General features: G+C 65.4%; 15 protein-coding genes and 2 pseudogenes. 10 read left to right on the top strand and 7 right to left on the bottom strand.

The features are described 5' to 3' along the window. Window positions 1-108: 108 nt before the first annotated feature. Together ACTDXD_RS11675 and ACTDXD_RS11670 are read right to left on the bottom strand one after the other, a co-directional pair. Complete coding sequence (locus tag ACTDXD_RS11675; protein ID WP_440127171.1) at window positions 109-1,635, bottom strand: aldehyde dehydrogenase; 1,527 nt, start codon at window positions 1,633-1,635, stop codon at window positions 109-111. Further along, entirely contained in the window at window positions 1,632-3,008 is a 1,377-nt protein-coding gene (locus ACTDXD_RS11670; RefSeq protein WP_440127170.1) for an MFS transporter, read from the bottom strand. Before ACTDXD_RS11670 ends, ACTDXD_RS11675 begins: the two co-directional genes overlap by 4 nt. A 233-nt stretch (window positions 3,009-3,241) precedes the next feature. On the opposite strand from ACTDXD_RS11670, the gene ACTDXD_RS11665 reads away from it, so the two are divergent. From ACTDXD_RS11665 to ACTDXD_RS11655, 3 genes and pseudogenes are all read left to right on the top strand, one after another. Then, window positions 3,242-3,880 carry a TetR/AcrR family transcriptional regulator gene (locus ACTDXD_RS11665; protein WP_440127169.1) on the top strand — a complete coding sequence of 213 codons (639 nt, stop codon included), beginning with the start codon at window positions 3,242-3,244 and terminating at the stop codon, window positions 3,878-3,880. Beyond that, on the top strand, window positions 3,847-5,421 hold the full coding sequence (locus ACTDXD_RS11660; protein ID WP_440127168.1) for an MDR family MFS transporter: 1,575 nt from the start codon (window positions 3,847-3,849) through the stop codon (window positions 5,419-5,421). The genes ACTDXD_RS11665 and ACTDXD_RS11660 overlap by 34 nt, the downstream gene beginning before the upstream one ends. A 218-nt stretch (window positions 5,422-5,639) precedes the next feature. Next, window positions 5,640-6,740 (top strand): annotated as a pseudogene (locus ACTDXD_RS11655) (hemerythrin domain-containing protein); the annotation flags it as partial. A 283-nt stretch (window positions 6,741-7,023) separates the two neighbouring features. Here the strand turns inward: ACTDXD_RS11655 and ACTDXD_RS11650 are convergent. Then, the gene (locus ACTDXD_RS11650; protein WP_440127167.1) at window positions 7,024-8,259 is read right to left on the bottom strand and encodes a lipase family protein; all 1,236 of its coding nucleotides are present in this window, start codon (window positions 8,257-8,259) and stop codon (window positions 7,024-7,026) included. A 150-nt stretch (window positions 8,260-8,409) separates the two neighbouring features. Between ACTDXD_RS11650 and ACTDXD_RS11645 the strand changes: the two genes are divergently transcribed. Next, on the top strand, window positions 8,410-9,216 hold the full coding sequence (locus ACTDXD_RS11645) for a TetR/AcrR family transcriptional regulator (RefSeq protein ID WP_440127166.1): 807 nt from the start codon (window positions 8,410-8,412) through the stop codon (window positions 9,214-9,216). Further along, window positions 9,147-9,331: pseudogene (locus ACTDXD_RS11640) on the top strand (STAS domain-containing protein); the annotation flags it as partial. The gene ACTDXD_RS11645 and the pseudogene ACTDXD_RS11640, both read left to right, overlap by 70 nt. Before the next feature lie 41 nt (window positions 9,332-9,372). Here the strand turns inward: ACTDXD_RS11640 and ACTDXD_RS11635 are convergent. Both ACTDXD_RS11635 and ACTDXD_RS11630 read right to left on the bottom strand, forming a co-directional pair. Then, window positions 9,373-10,926 (bottom strand): succinic semialdehyde dehydrogenase, encoded by a 1,554-nt coding sequence (locus ACTDXD_RS11635; RefSeq protein ID WP_440127165.1) that lies wholly within the window; start codon window positions 10,924-10,926, stop codon window positions 9,373-9,375. Between the two features lie 87 nt (window positions 10,927-11,013). Beyond that, window positions 11,014-11,643 (bottom strand): SRPBCC family protein, encoded by a 630-nt coding sequence (locus tag ACTDXD_RS11630; protein WP_440127164.1) that lies wholly within the window; start codon window positions 11,641-11,643, stop codon window positions 11,014-11,016. A 187-nt stretch (window positions 11,644-11,830) separates the two neighbouring features. Here ACTDXD_RS11630 and ACTDXD_RS11625 point away from each other — a divergent pair, with 187 nt between their 5' ends. The 3 genes from ACTDXD_RS11625 to ACTDXD_RS11615 are packed head-to-tail and all read left to right on the top strand — an operon-like array spanning window position 11,831 to window position 15,291. Next, the gene (locus ACTDXD_RS11625) at window positions 11,831-13,672 is read left to right on the top strand and encodes an AMP-dependent synthetase/ligase (RefSeq protein WP_440127163.1); all 1,842 of its coding nucleotides are present in this window, start codon (window positions 11,831-11,833) and stop codon (window positions 13,670-13,672) included. Window positions 13,673-13,690: 18 nt separating this feature from the next. Beyond that, entirely contained in the window at window positions 13,691-14,065 is a 375-nt protein-coding gene (locus tag ACTDXD_RS11620; protein WP_169689182.1) for a DUF5313 family protein, read from the top strand. Then, window positions 14,062-15,291 (top strand): Nramp family divalent metal transporter, encoded by a 1,230-nt coding sequence (locus ACTDXD_RS11615; protein ID WP_440127616.1) that lies wholly within the window; start codon window positions 14,062-14,064, stop codon window positions 15,289-15,291. Before ACTDXD_RS11620 ends, ACTDXD_RS11615 begins: the two co-directional genes overlap by 4 nt. Here ACTDXD_RS11615 and ACTDXD_RS11610 read toward each other — a convergent pair whose 3' ends face one another. After that, entirely contained in the window at window positions 15,292-16,041 is a 750-nt protein-coding gene (locus ACTDXD_RS11610; protein WP_440127162.1) for a FadR/GntR family transcriptional regulator, read from the bottom strand. It lies immediately after the preceding gene. A gap of 133 nt (window positions 16,042-16,174) precedes the next feature. Between ACTDXD_RS11610 and rraA the strand changes: the two genes are divergently transcribed. Next, a complete protein-coding gene (gene rraA, locus ACTDXD_RS11605; protein ID WP_169689180.1) occupies window positions 16,175-16,663 on the top strand; it encodes a ribonuclease E activity regulator RraA in 489 nt (162 codons plus the stop codon). A gap of 4 nt (window positions 16,664-16,667) precedes the next feature. Here rraA and ACTDXD_RS11600 read toward each other — a convergent pair whose 3' ends face one another. Then, on the bottom strand, window positions 16,668-16,901 hold the full coding sequence (locus ACTDXD_RS11600) for an RNA-binding S4 domain-containing protein (protein WP_226437032.1): 234 nt from the start codon (window positions 16,899-16,901) through the stop codon (window positions 16,668-16,670). Between the two features lie 33 nt (window positions 16,902-16,934). On the opposite strand from ACTDXD_RS11600, the gene ACTDXD_RS11595 reads away from it, so the two are divergent. Beyond that, window positions 16,935-18,284 carry a cryptochrome/photolyase family protein gene (locus tag ACTDXD_RS11595; protein WP_440127161.1) on the top strand — a complete coding sequence of 450 codons (1,350 nt, stop codon included), beginning with the start codon at window positions 16,935-16,937 and terminating at the stop codon, window positions 18,282-18,284. Window positions 18,285-18,333: the final 49 nt, after the last annotated feature.

Raw genomic sequence — 18,333 nt, 5'->3', positions numbered from 1 at the left:
GCATATTATCTTAGCGCTAAGATATTTGGTTGTACAGACCCCCCGTGGCCGAACGTCACCTTCGGTCGATCCACATGACCGAAGGTGACATTCGGCCATACGTTGGTGTCAGTCGGCCCAGCAGTCCGGTTCGTCGTCGAGCCCGAGATACACGCTCTTCTGCCGCGAATACGCTGCGATGCCGGCACGCCCCTTCTCGGTACCGAGACCGCTCTCCTTGATACCGCCGAACGGGGTCGAGATGCTGAACCGCTTGTACGTATTGACCCACACGGTGCCCGCCTCGAGCTGTCGCGCCAGTCGCCAGGCCCGACGGTAGTCACGAGTCCAGATACCCGAAGCCAATCCGAACACCGAATCATTGGCCTGCGCAAGAAGATCCGATTCACCATCGAACGGCAGCGCAATGAGGACGGGGCCGAAGATCTCATCCTGGCACACCGTGGCGTCGTTGCTCAGACCGTCGATGACGGTAGGCAGGTAGTACGCGCCCTCTGCCAGCTCCGGGTCGTCAGGTGCAGTGCCGCCGCACAGCACGCGGCCACCCTCGCAACGGGCGAGGTCCACGTAGCGGGCGACGGAAGCGCGGTGCGTGTGATGCACGAGCGGCCCCACCTGGGTGTGCGGGTCGCGCCCGTTACCGATTCTGAGCGAGCGAGTCCGCTCGACCAGCCGCGCCATGAACGGCTCGTACAGCGACCGGTCGACGAACAACCTCGATCCGGCGATACAGCTCTGCCCCGTCGACGAGAAGATCCCGTACATCACACCGGCCACCGCGGCTTCGATATCGGCGTCGTCGAGCACGATGGTCGGCGACTTACCCCCGAGTTCTAGCGACACCGGCATCAGCTTCTCGGCACCGGCATGCGCGACGGCACGCCCGGTGCGGGTGCCGCCCGTGAAGGTCACCTTGCCGACGTGCGGATGCTGCACGATGGCATCTCCGACGATGGAGCCCTTGCCCGGCAACACCGACAGCAGCCCGGGTGGCAGCCCGGAGTCGTGGATCACGCGGGCGAGCGCCATCGATACCAATGGCGTCCATTCTGCGGGTTTGAGCACGACGGCGTTCCCGGCTGCCAGCGCAGGTGCGATCTTCTGCGCATCGCTGGCGATCGGCGAGTTCCACGGGGCGATCGCACCGATCACGCCGATCGGCTCGTGAATACTCATCGTCAGGTAGTTGCCGCGCTGCGTCGTGAGGTCGTCGTCGGAGGTTTCGAGAACCGCCGCGAAGTACCGGAAGGTGTTTGCGGCACTGCCGACCAAGGCGGTCGTCTCGGTGAGGGTCTTACCGGTGTTGTAGCTCTGGAGCAGCGCGAGTCGCGGTGCATGCTGCTCGATCGCATCCGCGATGCGATGCAGGTAGCGGGCGCGTTCGTGCGGAAGCATCCGGCGCCAGGCAGGGTCCGCTGCCGCTGCGTGTCCCGCCGCCACGGCCTCGTCGACATCGGCCGCCGTGGCCTGGTGGACGATCTGCAGGGTTTTGCCGTCGGCGGGGTCGGTGACGGCGAACGCTGGGCCTGCAGCCCGGCGCCAGGTGCCGCCCACCAGGATCTCGTCGGCAACCGGTACGAAGTCGATTGCGGTGTCGGTGCAAAGTGCCGCGTCGGCACGAAGTGCTGTGGTCACTGGGAGATCTCCTCGAGAGTCTTTTCGCGAGTCTCGACCGCGAAGAATCCGACTACGACGGCACCGATCAGCGCTACGACACCGAACATTCCGAACACGAGTGCCAGGGTTCCGCCGGCTCCGAGGATTCCGCCGACCACCAGGGGGCCGACGATGATGCCGAGCCGGCCGCTGGCTCCGCCGATCGCGCATCCGATCGCACGCATCCGGGTCGGGTAGAGCTCTGCGGTGTAGACATACAGGGCCATGTTGACTGCGAAGACGAACAGCGCGGCGCCGGCGGACCAGGCAAGCACTGCCAAGGCCGATCCGGTCCCCGTGGCAGCGAGCAGGAACAACAGTGTCGAGCAGAGCACCATCGAGGCCGTGATGCAGATGCGGCGACCGAGGTTGTCGATCAGGAACGCCACCACGAGACACCCGATGAGACCGGCCACCGTCGTGAAGATGCTGTAGTGCAGCGCCGTGTCGACGCTGACCTCGAAGACAGAGCGGTAGAGGGTCGGCAGCCATGACGCGATGCCGTAGTTGACGAAGTAGGCGCAGCCCCAGATCGCCGCGAGCATGAGTGTGCGGCGCAGATAGACGCCCTGGAATGCCTCACGGAAGCGCCCACGAGTCGTGTCGACGATGCCGGTGGCGAGAGGTGCCGGTTCTGGCAGAGTCTTCCCGGAGCGCTCGGTGATCTCGGTTTCGATCCGTCGCATGGCGGCATCGGCCTCGTCGTACTTCCCACGCGAGGCGAGCCAGCGCGGAGATTCGGGGAGCTTGAACAAGGCGGGCAGCAGAAGGATCGGAATGGCGCCGAGTGCGAAAAGGATCTGGTAGCCGAAGCGGGGTACCACCCACGCCGAGACGATCGCGGACATCACGAGTCCGACGGGGAAGATGACCTCGTAGAGCAGGACGAAGCGGCCTCGCTTGTGGGCCTTGGTGATCTCACCGATGTAGGTCGCCGCGACGGGCACCTCGGCTCCGAGTCCGATGCCTTGGACGAACCGGAACGCCAGGAACAGCATGAGCGAATCGGTGAACGCCATACCGAGGCTCATCACGGCGTACAGCGCGAGCGAGACGATGATGACGTTGAGACGACCCATTCGGTCTGCGAGCCAGCCACCGCCGAGCGCTCCGACCAGCATGCCGATGCCGCCGATGGCGATCACCCACGCGACGCCTGCCGGAGTGAGATTCCACTTGGGGATCAGGACGGGTAACGAGTAGGCGATCATCAGTTGGTCGAACCCGTCGAAGAACGTGACGGCGCCGACGATGACGCGAGCTTTGATGTGCCATCGGCTCATCGGCAACCGCTCGAGGCGGGCGCTGATCATCTCGGCACTAGTGGACATGGTGGTCGATACCGGTGTCATCGGGGTCCTCGGTGTCGGAGGCCATTACTTAAGCCCTAAAAGACTTACCGCTAAGATGTAACCTCGAACACTGGATCTCGTCAACCATTGACTTTGAGCCGAAGGTCGCATATAGGGACCGTAGACCACCGGGCATCAAAGCGCCTCGGCCGAGAGCACTGTCAGTGGATCCACTTTGCGAGATTCGAGAATCCGATTTGCATCCACCGGTAGTTGCCATAATGTAAATATTCATGACTGCAACCGATCAGGTATCGCATCGCGAGCGCAAGCGCGCCCGCACGTGGACGGCAATCCACCTCGCCGCCGCGAACGCAGCCGCGACGCACGACCACCTGTCGGACATCACCATCGAAGCGATCGCCGACGCCGCCTACGTCTCACCACGCACCTTCTTCAACTACTTCAAGTCGAAGGAAGACGCCGTGCTGGGTCTGCGCGCCGCCGTCATAAGCGACACGGTCGTCGACGAATTCTTCATCGAACCGGGTGACGACCTCGTCGAAAAGGTCGCGTTCCTACTCCTGACCGTCTTCCGCACCACCAACCACAAACAGATCACGCAGACCGAATACGCCGATCTGATGGAGCGCCATCCCGAACTCTCGCGCCGACGCTTCCGGTACATCGACGACGTGCAGGCGCTCGTCACCGAGTTCGTCACCGAACGCCTCGTCGCCTCCGGCGGCTGGACAGCGGCCCATCCCGACGAATCCCCTGAAGAGGCAGCGCAAATGGTCGTCACCGTCGCGGGCGCCGTGATGCGGGCGGCCATGCGCCCGATCCTCACCCGCGCAGACCTCGAGGAAACCGATGCCGATGCAGTTCTGCGTCGCAAATGCGCCCAGTTCAGAAACGTCACGCGATCGTGACCACGGAAACCTCGAAGTCCGAACAGGAATCGTCGGCACCCCCAGTCCGGATCGCCTTCATCTTCGCGGGGCTGCTCCTGGCGATGCTCTCGGCCTCGCTGAGCCAGACCGTCCTCAACCCCGCGCTGCCCACCATCGTCGGCGAACTGCACGGTGCCGACCTGATGCTGTGGGTCATCACCGCCTACATTCTCGCGTCGACGATCATGATGCCGATCTACGGCAAGCTCGGAGACCTCCTGGGACGCAAACCGATTCTCATGGTCGCCATCTCGGTCTTCGTGATCGGATCGGTTGTCAGCGCGACCGCTACGAACATCGTCTGGCTCATCGCAGGCAGAGCCATCCAGGGCCTCGGCGGCGGCGGGTTGATGATCCTGTCGCAGGCGACGATCGCCGACGTCATTCCCGCCCGCGAACGCGGCAAGTACATGGGCATCATGAGCAGTGTCTTCGCGCTGTCGTCGGTGAGCGGTCCGCTGCTGGGCGGATTCTTCACCGAAGGCCCCGGATGGCGATGGGTGTTCTGGATCAACATCCCGATCGGGCTACTCGCGCTGCTGGCCGCAGCCTTCTTCCTCCGCCTCCCGGAGCGTCGACGCTCGCGGCCCCGGATCGATGTCGCCGGGATGGCCGTGCTGTCCATCGCGACAACACTTCTCGTGTTGGTTGCGACGCTGGGCGGCGCGCAGTTCGCGTGGGCATCACCCACCATTGTCACAATGATCGCCGCGACCCTCGTGGCCGTAGTGCTGTTCCTGTTCATCGAATCCCGCACCGCGGAACCCGTCATCCCGCTGCACCTGTTCCGCGACCGCAACTTCAATCTGTGCACCCTCGCCGGGCTCCTCATCAGCGTCTCGCTGTTCGGTGTCGCGTCATACATGCCCACTTATCTGCAGATGGTGGCAGGCATGGGAGCGACCGCCGCAGGCCTGATGATGCTCCCGATGATGGGCACCCTGTTCGTCACTTCCACACTCCTCGGCCGCCACGTGACGCGCACGGGCCGCTACAAGAACTGGCCGATCGTCGGAGCGATTCTTGTGGCAGCCGCCATGGTCCTACTGTCGACACTCACCGTCGACAGCCCCCTGTGGCTGCTCGGATGTTTCGTGGCGCTCCTCGGCCTCGGCCTCGGCACCTCGATGCAGCTGCTGGTCCTCGTCGTGCAGAACTCCTTCTCCATCGATGAGGTCGGTACAGCAACGGCGAGCAACAACTACTTCCGCCAGATCGGCGCGACGCTCGGCGTCGGCGTGGTCGGCAGCGTGTTCACCACCCGGGTGGCAACGCTGATCACCGAACGAGTCCCCGACGCGGCCGACAACGGGATCCACGCGGATTCGCTCACACCGTCCATTGTTCATGCCCTGCCCGACTCACTGAACCTGGCGGTCATCGAGTCGTACAACGAGGCGCTCACCCCGATCTACCTTGCGATCGCGCCGCTCGCGCTCGTCGCGGCAGTGTGCCTGTTCTTCGTGATCGAGAAACCGCTCGCGACGACCATCGAGCGGAAGACTGTGACAGAGAGCTGACCTGTAGTCACGGCCCCTCGGGGTCCTGTCGATATTTCACCCGAACACCCTTGGATTGAACGTGAGGGCGTTCTACGATCGAATGGTGTCCACGGATACGTCCGCGACATCCGGCAGGTCCACCACTCGCCCCTACCGATCTCCGCGGCGTCAACTGCAGGCAGCCCGGACGCGAGCCGCCGTGCTGGCGACCGCCACTGAACTGTTCACCTCGCACCATGAATATCGTCCACAACGCACTCCGCCGCGACCTCACGCGCGCACAACACGCACTCGCGTCCGCTCCCCCGCCGAACGACGAACGCCGCGCCGCACTTTCCGACCATCTGGACTGGATGATGCACTTTCTGCACGTGCATCACGACGGTGAGGACCGCGGACTGTGGCCGATGGTGCGCCGACTGAACCCCGGCGCGGGGCCGCTGCTCGACCGGATGGACGCCGACCACCGGCTGGTCGCACCGGAGATCGCCGGGGTGACCGCGGCCGTCGCCGCCTACCGATCGAATGCCGTTTCCCAAAAACAACTTTCGCATTCACTCGAACGATTGTCGGAGGTCTTGATACCGCATCTGGGACGCGAGGAGAACGAGGCGATGCCCGTTGTGGCCCGGACGCTGTCACAGTCCCAGTTGGACGAATGGGAGGAACGGTTCTATCTCGCGCCGAAGTCGAAACAGGAACTGGGCGTGGAAGCGCACTGGTTGATCGACGGAGCAGACCGGCAGGACTACGACATCATGGCCCGCAAGGTCGGTCCCGTCACCCGTTTCATTCTGCTGCATGCGTTCGCGCGGTCGTATCGACGGGCATGCGCGTCCCGCTGGGGCGCCGACGTCGACATCCGCCCTCTGCACCGTCGGCCGGCCCGCACCGAGGGATCCGTCGACGTACACATAGATGCCCCGGCCCGATCGGCGTACGAGGCACTCGCGGACGTCACCCGCACCGGCGAGCGCAGTACCGAATGCGTCTCCTGCACACCACTGTCAGGAAAGCCCGCGGGAGAAGTGGGCGCCCGGTTCCGAGGGCACAACCGGTCGGGTCACATCCGTTGGTCGCGGCTCTGCGAAGTGACGGAAGCCCACCCTGGCAAGGCATTTGCGTTCCGCACTGTACCGAGTTCACGCAACCCCGCATACCGCGACTCGACGCTCTGGTCGTACGAGCTCACTCCCGACGGCCACGGCACCCGGGTGCGCCACTCCTACCGCGTGATCGAGAAGCCCTATCGTCCGTTCGAATGGATCTACCTTCGCCTTCATCCTCAGCACCACGACATGCGTCCGCAGATGCGCGACAATCTCGAGGCACTGCGGCGGCAGTTGGAAAGCGCCCCCTCGACCCCTACCTCCCCGGCACCCACTTCATCGCAGCGACGAACGGTGCCAGCACCTTCGCCCACACCTTCTTCGGCAACCCCCGAGGGCCGTCGAGGTTGAGTACCCGCGTGGATGAGTGCGGCGATTTCCTGACCTCGGCTTTGGTGCGCGCCCACACCGTGGCGTTGAGGCCGTATTCGGTGTCGTTCGCGCGACGGATCGCCTTGGTTCACCTGCACACGGTGGTGCCCCGCAATAGGAACGGGGCGGTCGACTCCGGTCAGCTGCAGGTGTCATTCAGCGGCTGGCCTGCGAAACGGTCGCTCACCCATTGCTGAATCTGGGGCTTGAAGCTCGGAACGCCGTGGGGTTCACCGGCAAACTCCTGATAGTCCACCGTCGCTCCGCTGGCACAGAGTTCGTCGCGAAGCTCGCGGCCGACGCGTACGGGCACGTCGGTGTCGGCTTCACCTTGAACCAGGGTGACCGGGATGGTCGATGCAACGGGAGTGAAAGCGTCGTTGGCTGCGAGCATGTCTCCCCAGGGATGGCCCGGTTGCAGAGCCTGCTCCTGAGCGAACGGACCGGGCCGTTGGGCCGATTCCTTCCAGGGCTCCCAGCACTCCCCGCCGAGGGTGTGCAGCAGTTCGAGGCCTGCGGGGGTGAGCACATCCTGTAGTGGAAGGTCCTTACCGACGCTGATACCGGCCAGTGCCGAGACGAGGTAGCCGCCTTGCCCCCAGTCTTCCCGGGTGTTCGGGGCGGTGGACTCGTAGATCGCCAGGTCGTGGTACTTGGCGGCGGCACCGATGCCGAGCACACCGACGATGTCCAGTTCCGGAGCGTACTCCGCGGCGATGTGGGCAGACCACAGACCGGTCTGGCCGCCTTGCGAATAGCCATATACAGCAATGCGATTGCCGAGGTCGTCGCCGAGGAATCCCTGTGCGGCGCGGGCCGCGTCCAGAGCGTTTCTCGCTTGCGCCTGGCCGTTCATGTACACGGTCTTTCCCGGTGTGCCCAGTCCCTCGTAGTCCGGCACCACCACAGCGTGTCCGTCGCGGAGGATCTCGGCTACGGACTCGCCTTCGTAGCGTTCGGCCAGGGTCGTGCGGGAGGGTGCGCAGTCATCCGCGGATCCGGCTGTTTCATGTGCCCATACCACCAGGCCGGGCTCGATGTCGCGGTCGGGAACGTAGAGGATGCCCGAGACGGGGGCCAGGCCACCGTGCACGCTCTCGGAGGCGTAGATGACGGTGTAGGCGGAGGCGCCCTCCGGGGCGTCCGTGCGGGGCTTTGCCCACACCACCGAGCCGGGCTCGGCTCCGTCGGGCAGTTCCGCAGCGTAGAAGTCGGCGACCGCATCAGGGCCTTCTTCCACTCCGAGTTCGGCGAGGCGGTTCTCGGACGCAGCAGAACTGTGGGCGGCCGGTTCTGCGGTATCTGTCGGTGTCCCGCATGCCGTCAGCATCGCTGCCGTTGTGAGCGTCAAGGCGGCCAAGAGCACCGGGGTCATGCCCCGCATAGAGCGGTACCGGGTTTCAATCATGGGGATCGTCATTCCTCACAAGATGTGATCTGCAACTCAGACCATCTGTCGATGTGTCGCGCTTCATGTAACCGGTAAGGCAGAATGCTCGTCAACGGCGTTGACATAAGGAGGAAAATGACCGGCAGGAAGACCGCAGAGGCCGATCGGCAACGTCGACGATCCACCAAGTCCGGCGTCGTACTCGACGAGCAGAAGATCGTGGACACAGCCCTTCGGATGCTCGAAGAACACGGATCGTCAGGACTGTCGGCGCGTCGTCTCGGCCGAGCTCTCGGCGCGGATCCGACCACCATCTACCGTTACTTTCAAGGGATGGACGATCTGGAATTGGCGGTTGCCGACGAGCTGATCGCCCGGGTCACGCGCGATTGGCATCGCACCGGGGACTGGAAGGCAGACCTTCAGCGCTGGGGAGTGAGCGCCTACACGGAATACCTGAAATATCCTCACGCGGCCCAGATCTCGGCCGCCCGAATATCCGGACGTCCCGCCGAGTTGGCAGGGGTGGAGGCGATTCTCGCCGCACTGCGCAGCGCGGGTTTCCCCGACCGTCTCGCCGTGCTGTACTACCGGAGCTTCATCGCTCAGATGCTCTCGTATGCGGCTCGGGACGGCGCCAAGAAACTCGTCTCGACGCTCCACCGAGGTGCCGATACCGAGCGATGGACGAGCGTCTACGCCGGCGTCTCTGCCGAGCAGTATCCGAACATCGCGGCCACCGCAGACCTGCTCGAGGAGTTCGGCACCCGCAACCTCTATCCGATCGCACTGCAGATCCTGCTCACCGATATGCAGACCGCTCTCGAACGACACCGAGACCGAGCCCCTGCACGCAGGCCCGCCTCGAACGAGACCCGGAGAACGTCGTCATCGACCTCAACGGTGCCGATATCTGGGACGCGTCGACCGTTGCGACCCTAGACGCGATCCGACACAAGTACGCAGCCAAAGCAAGACCGTCGAGATCATCGGGATCGACGGGGCCAGCCGCGAACGCCTCGAACGCCTCTCCGGGCAACTGCGTCAGGGCCACTGACCCTCCACCTCACGACGGGGCATGGGCAGCGGACGTCAGCCCTACCTTCCCGGCAGCCATTTCATCGCAGCCACGAACGGTGCCAGCACCTTCGCCCACACCTTCTTCGGCAACCCCCGAGGACCGTCGAGGTTGAGTACCCGCGTCGTCGCAATGGTCTGCGCCTCGGTGTACTTGAGCAGACCGTCCGGTCCGTGCCGCCGCCCCACACCGGAAATACCCATGCCGCCCATCGGGGCGTCGGTACTCCCCCACGCCGGTGCATATCCTTCGTCGACATTGACGGTGCCAGCGTGGATGCGCGCGGCGATCGCCTCACCCTCGGCCTTGGTGCGTGCCCACACCGAGGCGTTGAGTCCGTATTCGGTGTCGTTGGCGCGTCGGATCGCCTCTTCGACGTCGTCCACGGGGTACACCGACACGAGCGGACCGAATGTCTCCTCGGCGTAGCACTCTGCGTCCTCGGGGACGTCGGTCAGGACGGTGGGCTCATAGAACAGCGGACCGAGATCGGGGCGCGCTTTCCCACCTGCTACGACGGTCGCGCCCTTTGCGGTCGCGTCATCGACGTGCCCCGACACGGTCTTGACCTGGTCCTCGTTGATGAGTGATCCCATCTCGGTACCGAAGTCGTAGCTCGCACCGAGCGCGACCTTGCGCACTCGATCGCCGAACATGCGCAGGAACTCGGGTGCAATCGACTTCTCGACGTAGATCCGCTCGATGGAGATGCACAGCTGGCCGGAGTTCGAGAAGCACGCGCGCATCGCGGCCTCGGTGACTTCGCGCAGGTTTGCACCTTCGGTGACGATCATCGGATTCTTGCCGCCGAGTTCTGCGGAGAAACCGATGAGACGTCGTCCGGCCTGCTCCGCGAGCAGCCGACCGGTCTGTGAGGAACCCGTGAACATCAGATAGTCGGTGTTCTCGACGAGTGCGGTGCCCACCACCGAACCCGGCCCGGGGACGACCGCGAACACGTCACGCGGAAGTCCCGCCTCGTAGAGCAGGTCGGCGACCGCGAGTGCACAGTACGGGGTCTGACTGTCGGGTTTGAGCACCACCGCGTTGCCCGCGAGCAGCGCAGGGATGGCGTCGGAGACGGCGAGGGTCATCGGATAGTTCCACGGCGCGATCACCCCGACGACGCCTTTGGGATGGTGCCGCACGGTGGTCTTCGTCAGGATCGGGAGCATTCCCGTCGCATTGCGTGGGCGCAGCAGTTTCGCGGCGGTGCGCGCGTAGTAGCGCGCGGTCATCGCGATGTCGAGCACTTCTTCCTGCGCCGATGCCCGCGACTTGCCGGTTTCGGCCTGCGCCATGTCCATGAGCGACTCGCGCTTCGAGATCAGCAGGTCGCGATAGCGGTGAAAGATCTCGGCGCGCTCCGCAGCCGGCGTCTTCGCCCACGCGACCTGCGCCTTGCGTGCGCGGTCGATCGCGGCTTTCGCGTCGTCGGCGGTGCCGACGGGCACGGTCGCGATCTCGCGGCCGGTGAAGGCCTCGACGACGGGTCGCGTGGGTCGAGAGGAGATGTCCTCGATCGCGATGAGCTCTGCGAGCCTCGTGAAGGTCGCAGTGTTCGGAGCAGGCATATCGCACCCCTACCGGTGAGTAGAAATCGGAGTTACACCAAACTACCGCGCAGGGGTGGCCCTCGCCATGGGTCTCTCATTCCTGGATCAGGTGCCCGAGAAGAAGGCGATCGTTCGATCGGCTCGCGCGCGTGCCGCATCCGGCTCGGTTCCCGCGGCCACGTCGGCGTCGCACCAACCGTTCCCTGACTCCCGGACGTAGCCGAGGCCTTCAGGCGAGAGCGACCACTTCTCGAACTCGGCGGGATCGACCGCCGCACCCGAGTCGAGGTGCAGTCCGAGACCGAGGAGCGCCTGATCCCAGCCGATACCGACGGCTCCGGGACCGTACGTCTCCCAGTGGTCGCCCTCGGGATGGGCGATGTGCGCCAGTTCGAAGCGGGCATGACCGCCCGGTTCGGGGATCACCGCCACTTCGATCCAGCTCTTGCCGCCTCCGAACTCCCAGGTCGCGGAGAACGACTTCGGCGGGTTACAGGTGAGGATATCGCCTCCGGCGTTGCCTTCGAGCTGGTATCGGCCGCCGACGCGCAGCTCCCCGGTGACCGGCAGGAACCAGCGCGGGATCCGCTCGGGGTTGGTGCAGGCATCCCAGAGATCGTCGGCGTCGGTGGGGTAACTCTGCGACACCGTCACGACAGCGGCGTCCTTTCCGTCGACGACGCGATGCCCGATCGTGCGCCGCAGGGTCTCGGTCCTGGTCTTCACGTCCTTCATGGTGTTCTCCCTTGCTCGTCGGCAGGAGTGCCCGTGACTGAATTCTTCCCCCACTTGCACGAGTTTCCGTTGCCTCACGACCCACGGGAACCCGTGCAGACGGGGGAAAGTTGTCTCCCTATGTTGCCCGGAGAAGCGTGCCCGGAGAAGCGCTGCTCAGGACCGGGCGGACTCCTAGACTGGGGCAATGACCACGATGCGCGCGTCCGAAGAAAAGGTCGACCACGCCAAGATCGAGAAGCGGGCGCCGTCGGTCGCGCGCCTGTTCATCGATCGCGTCACCGCGACACCGGACGAAGAAGCCTTCCGCTACCCCGACGGTAAGGACGGGTGGACGAGCATCACGTGGGAAGAGACCGGCGAGAAGGTCCGGCTGCTCGCGGCCGGTCTGCTGTCGCTGGGCCTCGGTCTCGAAGACCGCGTCGCGCTGGCGTCGTCGACCCGTTTCGAGTGGGTGCTCGCCGATCTCGCGGTGATGTGCGCCGGCGGAGCGACCACCACGGTGTATCCCACCACCCACGCACCGGATGTCGCCTTCATCGTGGCCAACTCGGGAAGCCACATCGTCATCGCAGAAGACTCCGTACAGGTCGACAAACTCGCGGCGCATCGCGGCGAACTACCCGACGTCGCCAAGGTCGTCGTGATCCACGGACAGGGCGACGGCGACTGGGTGATCGGATTCGACGAGCTCCTGGAACTGGGCAGGGCGCAGCTCGCCGAGGACTCGAGCGCTGTGCTCGACCGAATCCACAGCATCGAGCCCCACCATCTGGCGACGGTCATCTACACCTCCGGCACCACCGGCAAGCCGAAGGGCGTGCGCCTGCCGCATTCGGCGTGGACGTATGAGGCGGCCGCGGTCGACTCCGTCGGTCTTCTCGGATCCGGCGATCTGCAATACCTGTGGCTTCCCCTGTCCCACGTGTTCGGCAAGGTGCTGCTGACGCTGCCGTTGCAGATGGGCTTCCCCACCGCGGTAGACGGGCGGGTCGACAAGATCGTCGAGAATCTCGCCGTCGTGCGCCCCACGTTCATGGGCGCGGCTCCTCGCATCTTCGAGAAAGCCCACGCGCGCGTCGAAGGGATGATGAACGAAGAGGGCGGCATCAAGAAGGTGCTCTTCGACTGGGCCATGGGCGTGGGCACCAACGTGTCGAAGGCACGCCAGGGCGGTCGTTCACCGGGCTTGCTCGACTCGGCCCAGCACAAGGTTGCCGACAAGCTGGTGCTCTCGACCATCCGCGAACGCTTCGGCGGTCGGCTCCGCTTCTTCATCTCCGGCTCGGCAGCACTGAATCCCGACGTGGCCCAGTGGTTCGACGCCGTCGGAATTCCCGTACTCGAGGGCTACGGACTGACGGAGACCTCGGCGGCGTCCTGCGTCAACCGCCCCCAGGCCAACCGGCTCGGCACGGTGGGCTGGCCACTCCCCGGCACCGAGGTGAAGATCGCCGACGACGGCGAAGTGCTCATCAAGGGCCCAGGCGTGATGACCGGCTACCACGACCGTCCCGACGCGACCGCCGAAGCGCTCGAGTCCGACGGGTGGTTCCACACGGGCGACATCGGCAGCCTCGACGACGACGGCTACCTGAAGATCACCGACCGGAAAAAGGACATGTTCAAGACGTCGCAGGGCAAGTACGTCGCGCCGTCGGCGATTGCCGCGACCTTCAAGGGCATCTCTCCCTACGCGGCGGAGATCATCGTCCACGGTGAAGGCAAGCCGTACTGCGTCGCACTGGTGGCGCTCGACGCCGAGGCCGTCACGGAATGGGCGAGCAAGAACGGCCTCGATGGCAGTTCGTTCTCCGAGATCACGCAACACGACAAGACGCGCGAACTGATCTCGAAGGACATCGACACGCTCAATCTGCAGCTCAATCGATGGGAGCAGATCAAGAAGTTCACGATCATCGAGCGCGAGCTCAGCGTCGAAGAAGGCGATCTCACGCCCAGTATGAAGCTGCGAAGGAAAGTGGTGGTCGATACATTCTCGGACAGCCTGACGCGCCTCTACGAGTGAGGCTCTATCCTGGGCAATATGAGTAGCGCGCGACCTAATTTGCCTCAGCGGATCGGTTACATGTTCGGTCGCACGCTGCCCACCGAGATGCGCGAGTGGGTGCGCGACGACATCGTCGGCCCGGGGGCAGCCCGACGATACCTGCTGCGGTGGAACCTTCCCCTCATCCCGTTCCTGCTGCTGTTCCTGCTCATCCCCGGCCCGGTCTGGATGCCGCTGTCGATGATGCTGCTCCTACTGCTGCCGTGGATCTACTTCTCCGTCGCACTCATGCCGATCTGGCAGCGTCATCGCCTTCAGCAGCACGGCTTCGATCCCGCGCTGCTCGGCGCGAAGGCCCGCGCCCGCGCGGACCGCGAACGCGCCGACTACGAGCGCCGGTTCGGCCGCTGAACACGACGCGCACAACGGCAACTCCGCGTCTGGCCGCACTCCTCGGCCCCGCCTTCGTCGCGGCCGTCGCCTACGTCGATCCCGGTAACGTCGCCGCCAACCTCACCGCGGGAGCCCGCTACGGCTACCTGCTGCTGTGGGTACTCGTCGTCGCGAACGCGATGGCGATCCTCGTCCAGTATCTGTCTGCCAAACTCGGTGTCGTCACCGGCCGCTCCCTCCCGGAACTACTCGGCGACCGGCTCCGCACCCCGTCGCGTCGCGCATTCTGGATCCAGGCCGAGGTCATGGCAGTCGCCACCGACGTCGCCGAAGTCATCGGCGGGGCGATCGCCCTGCACCTGCTGTTCGGGCTCCCGCTGTTCGTCGGCGGCCTGATCACCGGCGCCGTGTCGATGGTCATCCTGTCGGTGCACAACCGTCGAGGTCAGCGAACATTCGAGTACGTCGTGGTGAGCATGCTGGCCATCATCACCATCGGGTTCCTGTGCGGTCTGCTGTTCACCGACGTCTCCCCCGCCGATGCCGCCGCCGGGCTCGTGCCCCGATTCGCAGGCACCGACACCGTCCTGCTCGCCGCGTCGATGCTGGGCGCGACCGTGATGCCGCACGCGATCTATCTGCATTCGGCGCTGTCACGCGGACGGCACGGCAAAGTCGAACCAGGACCGAAACTCGACCGCGTCATACGCGCGACCCGATGGGATGTGGCCGGGGGCCTGTTCGTCGCGGGCAGCGTCAACATCGGCATGCTGCTGCTCGCAGCGTCCGCCCTGCGCGACACGCCCGGCACCGACACCATCGAGGGCGCACACGCTGCAATCACCGATACCCTCGGTCCCGCAGTCGCGACGGTGTTCGCGGTGGGCTTGCTCGCGTCGGGACTGGCGTCGACCGCGGTGGGCTCTGCCGCAGGCGCCGAGATCATGGCGGGTCTGCTCCACATCCGGATCCGCCCGTTCATCCGGCGCGTGGTCGTGATGATTCCCGCCCTGATCCTGCTCGCCGTCGGCGTGGATCCGACGTTCGCGCTCGTACTCAGTCAGGTGGTGCTGAGTATGTGCATCCCGTTCGCGGTGATTCCCCTCGTGCGGCTGACCTCCGACGCAACGGTGATGGGCGGGATGCGCAACGCCCGGGCGGTGACCGCAGCCGCGTGGCTCACCGCGGGCCTCATCGTTGCGCTGAACGTCGCACTGGTGTGGCTGACCGCGACCGGCAGCTGATCACGACAGCACTTCGACGAGAGTGGTTTCCGAGTCGCCGGTCATGTAGCGCTCGACGCTGTCCAGGTGACGACGCCAGAACGCCTCCGCTGCACCGGGTTCCCCTTTGCGCAACAATTCGACGAGTTTGTGGTTGGCGCGCAACGCGACAGCCGTCCCCGGGCTGTCCCGCTCCGTCCGCGTCGACAGGAACAGCGCGTTGTGCGCGTCCATGATGTCGAGCAGCATGCTCGCGAGCGTCGACATCGTCTGATTGCGGCCGAGTTCCATGATCGTGCGGTTGACATCGCTCACATATCTGACGAACGCGTGCGGGTCGTCGACCACGGCGTCGCCGCGGTCGACGACCTCGGCGAGTGTGTCGATGCGGTCGCCCGGGTCTGCGGCGATCAACCCGACGGCCGCGACCTCGAGTTCGGTGCGTGCGCGGTAAACGTCGGCGAGGGGAACACCGCGGTACTGCAGGAGCAAGCCCGTGTACCGGGCCGCCGTCGATCCGTCGGGTGCCTGGACGCGTGCGCCGCCGCGCGCACCGCGGAGCACGGTGATGATGCCTTCGGATTCGAGGATTCGGAAGGCTTCGCGCAGCGTAGGTCGCGACACCCCGAATCGCTCCATCAGAGCGGCCTCGTTGGGCAGCGGTTCGCCGGCCTCCAGCTCACCGGTGATGATCTGACGGCGCAGGCTCGCCGCGATCAGCTCACCGGCTTTCGGCACGCGAACAACGGCCGAGCGGGCGTCGAGAGGCATGTCACCGTCCTGTATCCGTCATGGGCGAAACCGGCCAGTAAGAATACAAGAATCTACCCATTTGCGGCGAAGTGGGCCCGTGGCCGTCGTCACCATCACCGAGGGGCGCCTGCACACGCATTATCCTCGCCCCATGAGCGAAGCCATCGAATTCACCGCGACCGCCGACCTCGCCGACGAGATCGGCCCCGACATCCGCAGCTGCGACACCCAGTTCATCCAGTTCGGAGGCCGCGCCGAGTTCGCCGGACCGATCACGACGATCCGCTGTTTCCAGGACAATCTGCTGGTCAAGCAGACATTGTCCGAGCCGGGCAACGGCGGTGTCCTGGTGGTGGACGGCGACGCGAGCATCCATACCGCCCTCGTGGGCGACATCATCGCCGGACGCGGCGTCGACAACGGCTGGTCCGGCGTGATCATCAACGGTGCCGTGCGCGACTCCGCAATCCTGCGCACCCTCGACATCGGTGTCAAAGCGCTGGGCACCAACCCGCGCAAGAGCACCCAGACCGGGTCGGGCGAGAAGAACGTGCCGGTCGAGATCGGCGGGGTGACGTTCAACCCGGGCGAGATCGTCTACAGCGATCATGACGGCGTGGTAGTCCGCGCGGCAGACTGACCGTTCACGCGTCGCGGGCCACCCGCGCGCTCACTCCACCGATCTCGACGACATCACCGGTGTGCAACTGCCTGCCTCTGCGCACCTCGATCTCACCGTTGACCGAGACGAGACCGTCGGCGATCACCTCTTTGGCCTCGGCGCCGGACTCGATCAGGCTCGCCAGTTTCAGGAACTGGCCGAGCCTGATCGTGTCGTCACGGATGGGAACTTCGAACGCATCGGCCATGTTCGCCATTGTCACCCATCCCCCTCCACGCACACTGGACGGGTGAGTACCACCGAAGTCGTCTGGTTCCGCCGCGATCTGCGGCTGAGCGATCTGCCCACCCTGTCGAGCGCCGCCGACGCCGACCATGTGGTCGCGCTGTTCGTGCTCGACGACACGTTCGCTGCCACCGGGCCCCGCCACACTTTTCTGCTGCGCTGTCTGCGCGCTCTCGACGACGACCTCGGCGGGCGGTTGCTGGTCGCCCACGGCGACCCGGCCACCGTGGTACCGAAGATCGCCCGCGAGTTCGATGCGGGTGCCGTGCGCATCAGTGCCGATCACGCGCCGTACGGGTCGCGCCGCGACCGAGCGGTCGAGACCGCGCTCGGTGAGGTGCCGCTGGTCCGGACCGGCTCGCCCTACGCCGTCTCACCCGGTCGCGTCCTCAAGAACGACGGCACACCGTATCGGGTGTTCACCCCGTTCCGGCGCGCCTGGCTCGACCACGGGTGGCGGTCCCCCGCGACCACCGACGTCTCCACCGTGTCGTGGCTGGACCCGGACGGGGCCGACCTGCGTGTCGACATCCCGGACGACGACACCGACATCACGCTCCCGCCGGCCGGTGAGCAGGCGGCACTGCGTCGCTGGCGGGAGTTCCGCGACGACGAGCTCGAAAGATACGACACCGACCGCGACCGGCCCGATCTCGACGGCACGAGCCGACTGTCCGCCGCCCTCAAATTCGGGTGCCTGCACCCGCGCACCCTGCTCCACGATCTGCGCGGCCGTTCGGACCCCGGCGCCGTGACCTTCCGCAGCGAACTGTGCTGGCGCGACTTCTACGCCGACGTCCTCCACCACCGCCCCGACACCGCATACCGCAACTACAACCCCCGGTTCGAGAGCATCCGCTACGACACAGGACCGGACGCCGAGCGTGCCTTCGCCGCGTGGCAGCAGGGCCGCACCGGATTCCCGATCGTCGATGCAGGAATGCGGCAACTACTCGCCGAAGGCTGGATGCACAATCGGCTCCGGATGATCGTCGCGTCGTTCCTCACCAAGGATCTGCACCTGCCGTGGTGGTGGGGCGCGAAGCACTTCATGACACACCTCGTGGACGGCGATCTCGCATCCAACCAGCACGGATGGCAGTGGACGGCCGGCTGCGGCACCGATGCCGCACCCTATTTCCGCGTCTTCAACCCGACCTCACAGGGCGAGAAGTTCGATCCGAAGGGTGACTACGTGCGCCGCTGGGTACCCGAGTTGGGCGACCTCGCGGGTAAAAGTGTCCATCGGCTGCCGGACGGCCCTCCGCCCGGATATCCCGAGCCGATGGTCGATCATGCCCACGAACGACAGGTGGCGTTGGCACGATACGGAGAGATCTCCGCCCGAGACTGAACCATCCGCCGAGCGACCGGCTCCGAATGGAACGCAGGCGGAACACGAT

The sequence above is a fragment of the Rhodococcus sp. SJ-3 genome, assembly GCF_051918125.1.
Classification (GTDB): Bacteria; Actinomycetota; Actinomycetes; order Mycobacteriales; family Mycobacteriaceae; genus Rhodococcus.
Note: the sequence above shows the minus strand (reverse complement) of the source record. Positions and strands in the feature narration are given on the sequence as shown.

What these genes read in the sequence shown, in the direction of transcription:
- ACTDXD_RS11670 (WP_440127170.1), bottom strand. Translation starts at nt 3,008, where the DNA reads ATGACACCGGTATCGACCACCATGTCCACTAGTGCCGAGATGATCAGC.
- ACTDXD_RS11665 (WP_440127169.1), top strand. Translation starts at nt 3,242, where the DNA reads ATGACTGCAACCGATCAGGTATCGCATCGCGAGCGCAAGCGCGCCCGC.
- ACTDXD_RS11660 (WP_440127168.1), top strand. Translation starts at nt 3,847, where the DNA reads ATGCGCCCAGTTCAGAAACGTCACGCGATCGTGACCACGGAAACCTCG.
- ACTDXD_RS11650 (WP_440127167.1), bottom strand. Translation starts at nt 8,259, where the DNA reads ATGACCCCGGTGCTCTTGGCCGCCTTGACGCTCACAACGGCAGCGATG.
- ACTDXD_RS11645 (WP_440127166.1), top strand. Translation starts at nt 8,410, where the DNA reads ATGACCGGCAGGAAGACCGCAGAGGCCGATCGGCAACGTCGACGATCC.
- ACTDXD_RS11635 (WP_440127165.1), bottom strand. Translation starts at nt 10,926, where the DNA reads ATGCCTGCTCCGAACACTGCGACCTTCACGAGGCTCGCAGAGCTCATC.
- ACTDXD_RS11630 (WP_440127164.1), bottom strand. Translation starts at nt 11,643, where the DNA reads ATGAAGGACGTGAAGACCAGGACCGAGACCCTGCGGCGCACGATCGGG.
- ACTDXD_RS11625 (WP_440127163.1), top strand. Translation starts at nt 11,831, where the DNA reads ATGACCACGATGCGCGCGTCCGAAGAAAAGGTCGACCACGCCAAGATC.
- ACTDXD_RS11620 (WP_169689182.1), top strand. Translation starts at nt 13,691, where the DNA reads ATGAGTAGCGCGCGACCTAATTTGCCTCAGCGGATCGGTTACATGTTC.
- ACTDXD_RS11610 (WP_440127162.1), bottom strand. Translation starts at nt 16,041, where the DNA reads ATGCCTCTCGACGCCCGCTCGGCCGTTGTTCGCGTGCCGAAAGCCGGT.
- rraA (WP_169689180.1), top strand. Translation starts at nt 16,175, where the DNA reads ATGAGCGAAGCCATCGAATTCACCGCGACCGCCGACCTCGCCGACGAG.
- ACTDXD_RS11600 (WP_226437032.1), bottom strand. Translation starts at nt 16,901, where the DNA reads ATGGCGAACATGGCCGATGCGTTCGAAGTTCCCATCCGTGACGACACG.